11 protein-coding genes and 1 pseudogene are annotated in these 12,731 nt (G+C 46.7%); all 12 read left to right on the forward strand.

The genetic code is table 11. The annotated features are described in order from the left end of the window. Position 1: 1 nt before the first annotated feature. Complete coding sequence (locus tag AC4OGX_RS19470; protein WP_493332423.1) at positions 2-946, forward strand: ABC transporter permease; 945 nt, start codon at positions 2-4, stop codon at positions 944-946. Further along, entirely contained in the window at positions 943-2,937 is a 1,995-nt protein-coding gene (tkt, locus tag AC4OGX_RS19475) for a transketolase (protein ID WP_493332424.1), read from the forward strand. The genes AC4OGX_RS19470 and tkt overlap by 4 nt, the downstream gene beginning before the upstream one ends. A 173-nt stretch (positions 2,938-3,110) precedes the next feature. Then, on the forward strand, positions 3,111-3,890 hold the full coding sequence (locus AC4OGX_RS19480; protein ID WP_493332425.1) for a DeoR/GlpR family DNA-binding transcription regulator: 780 nt from the start codon (positions 3,111-3,113) through the stop codon (positions 3,888-3,890). Positions 3,891-4,014: 124 nt separating this feature from the next. Continuing rightward, complete coding sequence (argF, locus tag AC4OGX_RS19485) at positions 4,015-6,108, forward strand: ornithine carbamoyltransferase (protein ID WP_493332426.1); 2,094 nt, start codon at positions 4,015-4,017, stop codon at positions 6,106-6,108. Between the two features lie 89 nt (positions 6,109-6,197). Next, the gene (locus tag AC4OGX_RS19490) at positions 6,198-7,178 is read left to right on the forward strand and encodes a biotin--[acetyl-CoA-carboxylase] ligase (protein WP_493332427.1); all 981 of its coding nucleotides are present in this window, start codon (positions 6,198-6,200) and stop codon (positions 7,176-7,178) included. 122 nt (positions 7,179-7,300) lie between these two features. Next, a complete protein-coding gene (locus AC4OGX_RS19495; protein ID WP_493332429.1) occupies positions 7,301-7,642 on the forward strand; it encodes a DUF6145 family protein in 342 nt (113 codons plus the stop codon). Next, the gene (locus AC4OGX_RS19500) at positions 7,626-8,396 is read left to right on the forward strand and encodes a type III pantothenate kinase (RefSeq protein WP_493332430.1); all 771 of its coding nucleotides are present in this window, start codon (positions 7,626-7,628) and stop codon (positions 8,394-8,396) included. Before AC4OGX_RS19495 ends, AC4OGX_RS19500 begins: the two co-directional genes overlap by 17 nt. A 13-nt stretch (positions 8,397-8,409) precedes the next feature. Beyond that, complete coding sequence (gene dusB / locus AC4OGX_RS19505) at positions 8,410-9,369, forward strand: tRNA dihydrouridine synthase DusB (RefSeq protein WP_493332431.1); 960 nt, start codon at positions 8,410-8,412, stop codon at positions 9,367-9,369. 121 nt (positions 9,370-9,490) lie between these two features. Further along, a complete protein-coding gene (gene greA, locus AC4OGX_RS19510) occupies positions 9,491-9,976 on the forward strand; it encodes a transcription elongation factor GreA (RefSeq protein WP_493332433.1) in 486 nt (161 codons plus the stop codon). Positions 9,977-10,046: 70 nt separating this feature from the next. Continuing rightward, positions 10,047-11,546, forward strand: a pseudogene (gene lysS, locus AC4OGX_RS19515) (lysine--tRNA ligase); the annotation flags it as partial. A gap of 355 nt (positions 11,547-11,901) precedes the next feature. Next, a complete protein-coding gene (locus AC4OGX_RS19520) occupies positions 11,902-12,078 on the forward strand; it encodes a hypothetical protein (protein ID WP_165487135.1) in 177 nt (58 codons plus the stop codon). A gap of 552 nt (positions 12,079-12,630) precedes the next feature. After that, positions 12,631-12,731 (forward strand): AAA family ATPase (locus tag AC4OGX_RS19525; RefSeq protein WP_493332437.1); only part of this gene is annotated, 101 nt, incomplete at its 3' end.

Consider the following 12,731-nt stretch of genomic DNA (forward strand, 5'->3'; position numbering starts at 1 on the left):
GATGAATATAGCAGTAATTTCTGATACATTGGCATCCATGATACGGATTGCCACTCCTTTGATGCTGATGGCGCTGGGCGGTCTTTTGTGTCAGCGGGCAGGTGTCTTTAACATCGCGTTGGAGGGATTCTCTCTTGTGGGGGCATTTGCGGCGATCGCAGTCGTTTCATTCACAGGAGGCAGCGTGTGGGCAGGTCTTTTAGGCGCTGTTCTGGCAGGGGCTTTGTACAGTGCATTGTTTGCACTATTCATTACGAAGTTCAAGGCGGATAATATTATAGCCAGTATTGCCATGAACATGCTGGGAGCAGGACTTACGTCATACCTTCTCAGGGCGATGTTTGAGGTACAGGGGGCATACAGCCCGGATAAAATAAATAAGCTTGAGATGATCCACATTCCTGTCATTAAGGATATTCCGATCTTGAAATGTATCAGCGGACAGAGTATCGTAACCTATTTTGCGATCTTTCTGATCATTGTGATTTATATCATGCTGTTCAAAACAAAGATCGGCCTTAGTATCTGTGCAGTGGGCGAATCTGAGCTTGCGGCAAGGACTGCAGGAATTAAGCCTGCACTGGTAAAATGGCAGGTTGTTTTGATATCGGGTGCACTCTCAGGTCTTGCGGGGGCATATTTATCGACGATTTCTGTTTCACAGTTTTCAGAAAATATGATTCAGGGCCGAGGCTTCAATGCATTTACGGCACTCGTTTTTGGAAATGCACATCCGGTATTTTCTTCATTAGTAACGTTACTTTTTGGTCTTGCGGATGCGATAGGGATCAGGATCGAGCTGGTGGGGATGAATATTTCCCCTTCGATCATTCAGATGTTCCCGTTCCTGTTTGCGATCCTGGCACTGGCAGTCAGCTCTTATACAACAAAACTTAAGGTAATGGGAGTTATCGGACATAAAAAGAAAAAGGAGAAAGCAGCATGAATGAGCAGTTAGAAAAAACAGCAGTAAATGCTATTCGGATTTTATCCGCAGATATGGTACAGAAGGCGAACTCAGGCCATCCGGGGCTTCCGCTTGGAGCAGCTCCGATCGCCTATGAATTATGGGCACATCAGATGAAGCACAATCCGGCAGATCCAGACTGGATGAACAGGGACCGGTTTATTCTGTCGGCAGGGCATGGCTCTTCTATGCTGTATTCCCTTCTGCATCTGTTTGGATATGGAGATCTGGGGGTGGAAGATCTAAAGAATTTCAGACAGCTGGATTCTTTGACACCGGGGCATCCGGAATACCGGCATACTGTTGGTGTGGAAGCCACAACAGGGCCGCTGGGTGCAGGACTTGGTATGGCAGTTGGAATGGCACTGGCTGAGAAACATCTGGCAGCAAGGTTTAACAGGGAAGGGTATCCTGTTTTTGATCATTATACATTTGTGCTGTGCGGGGACGGATGCCTGATGGAAGGAATTTCATCAGAAGTGATGTCCTTCGCCGGGACGGATCATTTGGATAAACTGATTGTTTTATATGATTCCAATTCCATTACAATAGAGGGAAGTACGGATATTGCGTTTACCGAAGACGTGGAAAAAAGGTTTGAAGCATTTGGGTTCCAGGTCTTATGTGTAGAAGAGGGAAATGATCCCCGGGCGATCGGTCAGGCGATCGAGCGGGCGAAAGCAGAAAAGAATAAGCCTTCTTTTATTAAAATCCTAACGAAGATTGGGTTTGGAGTCCCTGCAAAAGAAGGAAAGGCCAGTGCACACGGAGAACCTTTGGGGGAGGAAAATGTAAAAATCCTGAGAAAATCTCTGAATTGGCCTTTGGAAGAAGCGTTTGCCGTACCTGAGGAGGTATATGAACACTACCGGGCGCTGGCCCGCATGGGCGCCGGAAAAGAGTATTTCTGGCAGCAGATGTTTGAAGAATACGGGAAGAAATATCCTGACCTAAAGGCAGAGCTGGAAGAATATTATCATGAGGAGCGTCCGGCGCAGGTTCTGGATGTGGAAAAGTATTGGGGGAGAACAGGCAAGGCAGAGGCAACGAGAAGTATTTCCGGAAGGATCTTAAATGAGGTTAAGGATCAGCTTCCGAACCTGATCGGAGGTTCGGCCGACCTTGGTCCGTCGAATAAAACAGTCCTAAATGGCGAGGAAGAATTCTCTGCAGTCTGCCCGGAGGGAAGAAATATACATTACGGGGTCCGGGAGATGGGCATGACGGCGATCGCTAACGGGATTCTTCTGCATGGTGGTCTTCGCACCTATGCAGCCACCTTTTTTGTGTTTGCGGATTATATGAAACCGATGCTGAGACTGTCATCTTTGATGGGGCTGCCATTGATTTCTGTTCTGACCCATGATAGTATCGGTGTTGGGGAAGACGGACCAACTCATGAACCTGTGGAACAGCTGACTATGCTGCGGTCGCTTCCTAATATGCATGTGTTTAGGCCTGCGGATGAGATGGAAACAAAGGCAGCCTGGTATTCGGCCCTGACTTCTCTTAGGACACCGACCTGTCTGGTACTATCCAGGCAGAATCTGCCGGTGCTTGAAAACACAGGCAGGGAAGCACTTAAAGGTGGATATGTACTAAAGAAGGAGTCCCGGGAGAAGGCGGATATCCTTCTGATCGCAACCGGTTCAGAAACAGCGGCTGCTCTTGGGGCTGCTGAGATACTGGAGCAGGAGGGCAGTTCTGTCAGGGTAGTGAGCATGCCGTGTCTGGACTTATTTGAGGAGCAGGATGAGGCATATAAGGAGTCTGTACTGCCTTTCGATGTTACAAAACGCGCAGTGGTAGAAGCCGGGAGCAGTATGTCCTGGGGCAGATACGTGGGGGTAAACGGTTGTTACATCACAATGGACGGTTTCGGGGCATCGGCACCTGCAGCACAGCTATTTGAGAAGTATGGTTTTACCGCCGAAGCTATTGCAGAGCGCATACGAGAAAAGTTTTTGTAAGAAACCAGCGGATGTGATATAATGTTCGCACTTAGTGCGGTTATTGCGCACTGTAGTAAGACATATACCCAAATCCTTAGCGAGGTATTTTACGAGCTTAGTATTTGTGGTATAATGAAGTCGGTGTGATAACGTGTTCTCGGCGGGAAATTGAAGAGTGAGAGGTATTTCTTTTGAGTAAAAAAGATGAAAGATTAAACCGGTTAATTGAAATATTAAAAAAACAGAATGGCGCTACGATCCGTGATCTGGCACAGATGCTGGATGTCTCTGAGATGACTGTGCGCAGGGATATGGACACACTCAAAGCCAAGAATGTGATTCTGGATATACCGGGTGCAGCTGTTCTGAATACCCAATATGTGCAGGATAAGGAAGAAGATGCATATCAGCTCTCCATGGCTACACGCGCCCATGCGAAGGAGAAAGAGCGTATTGGGAAGTTTGCCGCATCTCTGATACAGCCGGACGACTGCGTTATCATTGATAATGGATCAACGGTGGAATATCTGGCGGATAATATTGCGAAGGATACGAAGATGACAGTATTTACCTGTAATCTGAATATTCTTAATAAGATATGCAATAATCCCAATATCTCCATAATTTTTGGCGGCGGTTATTATCATCCCGATACCACCCTGTTTGAATCAGCAGAGAATATCACTCTGATCAAAAATATCAGGGCAACAAAGGTTTTTGCATCTGCTGCAGGTGTTCATGATACCATGGGGGTCACCTGCATGAATAATTATGAGCTGGAGATCAAACAGACGATCATCCAGTCAGGGGCGGAAAAAATACTGCTTGCAGATTCCAGTAAATTTGGGGTGATCAAACCCTGCTTTTTGACGGATCTGGATGTGTTTGACAGGATCATAACGGATACGGGGCTTTCTGATGAGTGGGTACAGATCATCGAAGATAAGGGAATCAGGCTGGATAGGGTTTGAGATTTATACAGGACAGGCACTTCTTTCGGGAGGTGCCTGTCTGCGTATTTTTTTGCGGGAACCTTCAATAAAGTTGCATTTTTGTATCAGAATATAGTATACTATCATAAATCGAGGTGAGCGTATGGAAGTACTATTAGATACATCCAAGGAATACGGAATTGTCCTGGACGGCGGCGGTGCCAGGGGCGCCTATCAGATAGGGGCATGGAAGGCATTGAAGGAAGCCGGCATAAAAATCAATGCAGTTGCAGGAACATCCGTGGGCGCGTTGAATGGTGCCCTGATCTGCATGGATGACGTGGAGAATGCGGAGAAGATCTGGAGTGAGATGACATTTTCCAAGGTTATGGATGTGGATGATGACTGGATGGAGCGTCTGTTCAGTCATGAGAACAAGTTTACAGAGGTAATCGCAGGAATCTGGAAGAAGCTGGCAGATGGGGGTGTGGATGTGACCCCGCTAAGGAAGATGATCCATGAGGTGATCGATGAGGAGAAGATCCGTTCTTCCGGGAAGGAGTTTTGTCTCCTTACATTTTCCCTGACAGATTTTAAAGAGCTGGATCTAAGTCTGGATGATATCCCGGAGGGGATGCTGGAGGATTTTCTGCTTGCGAGTGCCTACCTTTTGGGCTTTAAGAATGAAAAACTGCATGGCAAGCGTTACATTGACGGAGGTGTGGTAAACAATGTTCCGTTGAAGTCACTGGTCAGACGGGGATATTCCGATATTATAGAAATCCGTATTTACGGACCGGGCCGTGAACCGCGGGTGAAGATGCCGGATGACAGTGAGAAGTATCATATCGGGCCGAGAGTGGGCCTGGGAAGTATTATTGAATTCGACAGCAAGAGGAGCCAGCAGAATTTAAAGATCGGTTATTACGATGCAAAAAGGATGCTGTATGGTCTGGAAGGATATATTTATTATCTGGAGCAGACTCATGCAGATGAATGGTTTGAGGAGCGTCTGGCAGGTATCAGTGACATCGAGAAAAAAGAGATGGCATTTGTTCTAAAGGTGCCGCTGAAGTTTACAGATAAGGAACTATATATGGCAATGTTAGAGGCCAGCGCAAAGCAGCTTAGGATCCCGAAATACCAGGTCTATACAATGGACGAACTGTTTGAGCTCACTGCGAAGCGTTATGAGGAGCTGGCGGGTAAGATCCATCTGCCCAGATTTACACATGTACTAATGAATATAGGAGGGGAAAGCAACATGAACTTAAAAGGAAGAAACTTTTTGACACTGAAGGATTTTACACCGGAGGAGATCACTTATCTGATCGATCTTGCGGCTGATCTGAAAGAGAAAAAGAAAAACGGCGTGCCGGTTGATAACTACAGAGGCAAAAATGTGGCTCTGATCTTTGAAAAGACAAGCACCAGGACACGCTGTTCCTTTGAGGTGGCAGCCCATGACATGGGAATGGGCACCACTTATCTGGATCCCAGCGGGTCACAGATCGGAAAGAAGGAAAGCATCAAAGATACGGCGAGAGTTCTGGGAAGAATGTATGACGGGATCGAGTACCGCGGATATGGGCAGGAGATCGTTGAAGAGCTGGCAAAGTACGCAGGTGTTCCTGTATGGAATGGTTTGACGAATGAGTATCATCCGACGCAGATGCTTGCAGACCTTCTGACTATCCGTGAACATTTCGGCAGATTAAAGGGAATCAAGCTGGTATATATGGGAGACGCCAGGTATAACATGGGGAACTCTCTCATGATCGCATGTGCGAAGATGGGAATGCATTTCGTGGCCTGCACTACGTCAAAATATTTCCCGAGCCAGGAATTGGTGGATACCTGTCAGGAATATGCAGCACAGTCAGGTGCAACGATCACATTAACGGAAGATGTAGGGTCAGGGACCAAAGACGCAGATGTGATCTATACCGATGTCTGGGTATCTATGGGCGAGCCGGACGAGGTATGGGAAGAGCGGATCAGAGAGCTTTCTCCGTATAAAGTAACAAAAGACGTTATGGACAATGCAGGTGAGAATGCGATCTTCCTTCACTGTCTGCCGGCATTCCACGACTTAGAGACCAAAATCGGAAAAGAAATGGGTGAGCGCTTTGGAATCAAGGATATGGAAGTGACAGATGAAGTGTTCGAATCCGAGCAGTCAAAAGTATTTGACGAGGCCGAGAACCGTATGCATACGATCAAGGCAGTTATGGCAGCAACATTAGGAGAATTTTAAGAATATTCTGAAAACGGAGGACAAAGGGGTCAGACCCTTTTGCAAAGGGGCCTGCCCCCTTGTCCTCCGTTCGAATTTGGGGTGAAGTTTTGAAGGCAGAAATTTTGAAGATGCTGCGTGAAAGTGAGTCTTATGTCTCAGGTCAGCAGATCTGTGAGAAATTCGGTGTTTCCCGCACAGCAGTATGGAAAGCAATCAACCAGCTCAAAGAGGAAGGGTATGAGGTTGAGGCGGTGCGTAACCGCGGATATCATATCGTAGGAAGCCCGGACGTGATCACAGTGGAAGAGCTGAAAAGTCAGATAGATACACAGTGGGCAGGCCATCAGATTTGTTATTATGACGAAACGGATTCGACGAATATCCGTGCAAAGCAGCTGGGTGAGGAGGGCATGCCCCATGGAACACTCGCCGTGGCTGACAGGCAGAGCGCAGGCAGGGGCAGGCGCGGCAGGGGATGGGAGACCCCGAAGGGAAGTAATATATGCATGTCCATTCTGCTGCGGCCCGACATACCGCCGGTGAAGGCACCGATGCTGACGCTTGTTATGGCACAGAGCGTGGCAGAAGGGCTGAAAGCGTCTACCGGAGTAGATGCCCAGATAAAATGGCCGAATGATATTGTTTTAAATGGGAAAAAGCTGGTCGGTATCCTGACGGAAATGAGTACAGAAATAGACTACATCAATCATGTGGTGATTGGTGTGGGGATCAATGTAAATATGGCGGAATTCCCAGAGGAATTAAAACAAAAAGCGACTTCCCTCAGAATCGAGATGGGACATTCCCTGAAAAGAAGTCCGATCATTGCTGCGGTGATGAAAAGCTTTGAGAAAAATTATGGCCTATTTATAGAGGCAGGGGATTTAAGACCGATACAGGAAGCATATAACAGCCTTCTTGTAAACCGGGAAAAAGAAGTTCGTATCCTGGGCGCTAAGGAAGAATACAATGCATTTGCCCTTGGTGTGAATGAAGAGGGTGAGCTTTTAATCAGGCGGGAAGATGGGACGATCGAAGCCATCTATGCCGGAGAAGTTTCCGTCCGGGGCGTGTACGGATACGTTTAGCGATAGCTTCCCGTTATGGCAGTTGAGGAAAACAATTTGGAGACAATTTAAACTTTTAAGAATATTCAGAATACGGTGAGCAAAAGGGTCTGACCCCTTTGCAAAGAAAGGATCGGAAGTTTATGGAAGAAGAGGTTGTGCTTTGCGCCGCCAGTTCCTACGAGCGGAAGTTCTACCTGAATCCTGAATTTGATTCTCTCCCGGAGGGGATCAAGCAGGAGCTTCAGATTATGTGTGTATTATACACAGAGGACGTAGGCGGAGTGCTGATGGTCGTATATGATGAAAATGGAAATCTGGAACTTAAGGTAGATCATCAGGAAAACGATTTTACATTTGATGAGATTGGCAGCGCTTTAAAAATAAAAGAGCTCCAGAGGACAAAAGAGGAGCTGTTCGAATCTTTAGAACTGTTTTTCAAGGTATTTTATTTAGGGGAGGATATCAATGTTACTGACGATTGATGTTGGAAATACAAATATTACTCTGGGAGTGTTTCAGGAGGATAAGTTAATAGGGACCTTTCGTATGACTACAAAGCTGCCCAGAACGTCGGATGAATACGGCCTGACGATCTGTGGCATACTGGAACACCGGGATGTGGTGCCGCAGGATATTGATGCGGTCATCATCGCATCTGTTGTGCCGGATATCATGCATTCCCTGGGGAACGGAATCATCAAATACCTTAAGGTAAAGCCCCTGGTCGTGTCTGCAGGAATTAAGACGGGAATCCGCATTGTGACCGAGAACCCGAAGGAGATCGGCCCGGACCGTATCGTAGATGCGGTTGCAGGATATGAACTTTACGGCGGTCCGGTCATTGTGGTTGACTTTGGAACGGCGACGACCTATGACCTGATCGGGCCGAACGGAACCTTTGAGGCCGGGATCACAGCACCGGGAATTGAGACGGCGGGACGCTCCCTGTGGGGCGGTGCAGCCATGCTTCCGGCGATCGAGATCAAGAAGCCGCAGTCCATCCTGGCGAAAGAAACCATCTCCAGTATGCAGGCAGGTCTGGTCTACGGTGCGATCGGGCAGACTGAGTATATCATCGAGAAGATGAAGGAAGAGTCCGGTTATGACGATGCGATCGTTGTTGCGACAGGCGGCCTTGGAAAGATCATTGCACAGGAGACGGACAGTATTGATGTGTACAGGCCTGATCTGACGCTTGACGGCCTGCGCCTGATTTATCATAAAAATAGGAAATAGTGGGATAATAGTCATGAAACAGTTGAGAATAGGCAGTGTAGAGCTTGAGAATTCTTATATATTAGGACCTATGGCAGGGGTAACGGACCTGCCATTTCGCTTGTTATGCAAGGAACAGGGGGCGGGTCTTGTGTGTATGGAAATGGTGAGTGCAAAGGGGATCTTGTACAACAATAAGAATACAGAAAGTCTTCTTACGATCCACCCCGGGGAAACACCCGCTTCTTTACAGCTCTTTGGATCTGATCCGAAGATCGTAAGCGAGATGGCAAAGCGCATTGAGGAACGTCCTTTTGCGATCCTGGATATTAACATGGGCTGTCCGGTTCCCAAAGTAGTAAGAAACGGAGAGGGCTCCGCACTCATGAAAAATCCCAAACTGGTCTATGAACTTGTTTCGGCCGTGGTAAAAGCGATCGAAAAGCCTGTCACAGTTAAGATCAGGAAAGGGTTTGATGATGAACATGTAAATGCAGTAGAGATCGCAAAAATCATTGAGGAGGCAGGTGCCGCCGCAGTGGCAGTCCATGGAAGGACAAGGGAGCAGTATTACTCAGGAAAGGCAGACTGGGAGATTATCCGGCAGGTAAAGGAGGCTGTGTCCATCCCGGTGATCGGAAATGGTGATGTAACCTCTGGAGAAAAAGCAATCGCAATGCGCAGGCAGACCGGCTGCGACGGTATCATGATCGCACGCGGTGCCCAGGGAAATCCCTGGATCTTTTCGGAGCTGTTAGAATATGAAAGAACCGGGGCGCTTCCACCGCGTCCATCCGTAGAAGAGATCAAGAAAACAATGCTGCGCCACGCCCGGCTCCAGCTTGAATACAAAGGAGATTATCTGGGGATCAGGGAGATGCGCAAGCATGTCGCATGGTACACGAAGGGACTCCATGGAAGTGCAAAGCTTCGGGAAGCAATTAATCAGGTCGAGACCTATGAAGAACTTGAAAATATCTTGACATCATTATAGGGATTGGTTATAATATTGAAATTGTGAAATATAATTTTAAACAGGACAAGAATCAGGAAAAAGAAGCACTGATTTCAGGGAATAAAACTCATTTATGTAAAAAGAAAGGAAGCAGTTAGCAATGGCAGAATCAAAGAAAAGATTACTTACTTATGCAGGCTTAAAGGCACTCGAGGATGAGCTTGAGAATTTAAAGGTAGTCAAGCGGAAAGAGGTTGCAGGAAAGATCAAAGAAGCCAGAGAGCAGGGCGATTTATCAGAGAATGCAGAGTACGATGCAGCGAAGGACGAGCAGCGTGACATCGAGGCCCGTATTGAAGAGCTGGAAGGCATCTTAAAGAATGCAGAAGTAGTGGTAGAAGACGAAGTTGATTTCGACAAGATTAATGTAGGGTGTAAGGTTAAGGTATTTGATGTGACATTCGATGAGGAGATGGAATTCAAGATTGTCGGCTCCACAGAGGCTAACAGCCTGGAAGGCAAGATTTCCAACGAGTCACCGGTAGGTCAGGCATTGATGGGCAAAAAAGTAGGAGATTCAGTAGACGTAGAGACACAGGCAGGAATGATCCAGTACAAAGTGCTTGAGATCAGCCGTTCAATGTAATAATAGCCAATGAAATGCAGACCCCTTGTCAATAGGGGTCTGAATTCGCTTATGAAGGAGGAGAAAAACAGTGTCCGAGCAGAAAAATCAGAACAACGCACAGCAGAAGAATGCGCAGGAACCAGATCTGAACCAGTTGAGAAAGGTGCGCCGTGAAAAGCTGGCAGATTTACAGAATAACGGAAAGGATCCGTTTATCATTACAAAATATGATCAGACACATCACAGCCAGGAGATCAAAGATCATTTTGACGAATTAGAGGGAAAGACCGTTTCTATCGCCGGACGTATGATGTCCAAGCGTGTTATGGGTAAGGCATCCTTCTGCAATGTGCAGGATTTAAAGGGCAATATCCAGTCTTATGTAGCCAGAGACAGTGTTGGAGAAGAAGCCTATAAAGAGTTTAAGAAGATGGACGTGGGCGATGTTGTAGGAATCGTCGGAGAGGTGTTCAGGACGAAGACGGGTGAGATGTCTATTCATGCAGCTTCCGTGACACTGCTTTCCAAGAGCCTCCAGATCCTGCCGGAGAAGTTCCATGGATTGACGAATACCGATATCCGTTACCGCCAGAGATATGTGGATCTGATCATGAATCCGGATGTGAAGGATACATTTGTGAAGCGTTCTAAGATCCTGAGCGCTATCAGAAGATATCTGGACTCCGAGGGATTCATGGAAGTTGAGACCCCGATGCTTGTAAGCAATGCCGGAGGTGCAGCTGCAAGACCGTTTGAAACACACTTTAATGCGTTAGATGAGGATTTCAAGCTCCGTATCTCACTGGAGTTATACTTAAAGAGACTGATCGTTGGAGGAATGGAGCGTGTTTATGAGATCGGACGTGTTTTCCGCAACGAAGGTCTGGATACAAGACACAACCCGGAATTCACGCTGATGGAATTATACCAGGCTTATACGGACTACCACGGCATGATGGACCTGACAGAGAATCTCTACCGCACAGTTGCCCAGGAAGTTCTGGGAACAACAAAGATCGTTTATAATGGTGTGGAAATGGATCTTGGCAAGCCGTTTGAGAGAATCACAATGGTTGATGCTGTCAAGAAATATGCGGGAGTCGACTTCAATGAGATCAAGACAACAGAGGAAGCAAAGGCACTGGCAAAGGAAAAGGGAGTCGAATTTGAGGACAGACATAAGAAGGGCGATATCCTGAGCCTGTTCTTTGAAGAGTATGTAGAGGAACACCTGATCCAGCCTACATTCGTTATGGATCATCCGATCGAGATCTCACCTCTGACCAAGAAGAAACCAGAGAATCCGGAGTATACGGAGAGATTCGAGTTCTTCATGAATGGCTGGGAGATGGCGAATGCTTATTCTGAGCTGAATGACCCGATCGATCAGAGAGAGAGATTTAAAGCACAGGAAGAACTGCTGGCACAGGGCGACGAGGAAGCGAACACAACAGATGAAGATTTCCTGAATGCACTGGAGATCGGTATGCCTCCTACAGGCGGAATCGGATTCGGGATCGACAGAATGTGCATGCTGCTGACAGACTCCGCAGCGATCAGAGACGTGCTGCTCTTCCCGACAATGAAGCCCCTCTCGGACTAAAAACCCATAAAAATCAGGTTTTGACAGCGTTTGCGGCGTTTTGTTAATCCAAAAAAATGTCGTAAAACGGGGGTTACGACAGATTTACGACAAATGACTTTTTGAGCATCGCTCGTCTTTTACGACAAATGCGTGTCGTAAATCACGAGAATCGTAAATTGTTAATCCAGTGGCTTCATTGTAACGGCTACATTGTAAATTGAATAAAAAAGCCTTGTAAACTCGGCATTTAACGAAGTTTACGACAGAACCTCGGACTGTATAGTTCGGGGTTCTTTTTTTGCATATTTGAAGCTGGCAACGATTATGGATATACTGTAATCGAATGGAGGGACTACAAATGAAGAAGTATTATATCAATCTAACCGAGCAGGAACGCTCTCAAATCATACATTCGCTTATAGATAAAAAGAACGCACTTATGGCTCAAGGCAGATACACCGACGCTGTTGATGAAGTCATCTTAAAGATGATGAAAGCAAAGAAAAAGGCTTTCATAGTGCGTACTGTTTCGTAGTCATTTCCTTTTCAAAAAATAAAATATAGAGCTATATAAGCAAGCCGCTTATTCCTTTCTCGGGATAGGCGGCTTTTTTCATTTTCCCAACTCAAAAAATTTTTTCAAACTTTTTTCAAAAACACCCGATAATTTGACCTCTCCCAGTCCGAACAAGTGAAAGGGTTATTTCTTAACTCCGATTAGGAGCAACTCTTTCGCTGTTCCTTGACAACTGAATATATAGGCACATCGGACTTTAGTTCTGATGATGAGCCACCTTATCGGGTACGCCAAGACCTCTGAAACGGAGTGAGCGAGAATCCCTGGTAAAAGTGTCAGGCTGCACCTGATACGGCGATGACAGTCAGAATGATAATGATACTTCTCTACGGAGCTGGCGGAGAACCCGGCAGAGGTGAAATTCCTATGACACGGTTTCGCAAACCGTGACCGATGTGCTTCCCACACAAAGCAACAGCTTTACGCAGGGGGTGTTGAAAACAAATACTGCGTTGATACATAGCCGTCTGAACACAGCCGGCTATAAATCTATCGAAAGGAGGAAAGCCAATGCCAAACTGTAAAACCATTGCTATCTGCAATCAGAAGGGCGGCACAGGCAAAACGACCACAACGGTCAATTTAGGGATAGGGCTTGCGAAGCAAGGTAA

The organism is Faecalicatena sp. (assembly GCF_058819085.1).

Coding starts and splice junctions, on each gene's coding strand:
- AC4OGX_RS19500 (WP_493332430.1), top strand. CDS start 7,626: ATGTTACTGACGATTGATGTTGGAAATACAAATATTACTCTGGGAGTG.
- AC4OGX_RS19495 (WP_493332429.1), top strand. CDS start 7,301: ATGGAAGAAGAGGTTGTGCTTTGCGCCGCCAGTTCCTACGAGCGGAAG.
- AC4OGX_RS19470 (WP_493332423.1), top strand. CDS start 2: ATGAATATAGCAGTAATTTCTGATACATTGGCATCCATGATACGGATT.
- greA (WP_493332433.1), top strand. CDS start 9,491: ATGGCAGAATCAAAGAAAAGATTACTTACTTATGCAGGCTTAAAGGCA.
- AC4OGX_RS19520 (WP_165487135.1), top strand. CDS start 11,902: ATGAAGAAGTATTATATCAATCTAACCGAGCAGGAACGCTCTCAAATC.
- argF (WP_493332426.1), top strand. CDS start 4,015: ATGGAAGTACTATTAGATACATCCAAGGAATACGGAATTGTCCTGGAC.
- dusB (WP_493332431.1), top strand. CDS start 8,410: ATGAAACAGTTGAGAATAGGCAGTGTAGAGCTTGAGAATTCTTATATA.
- tkt (WP_493332424.1), top strand. CDS start 943: ATGAATGAGCAGTTAGAAAAAACAGCAGTAAATGCTATTCGGATTTTA.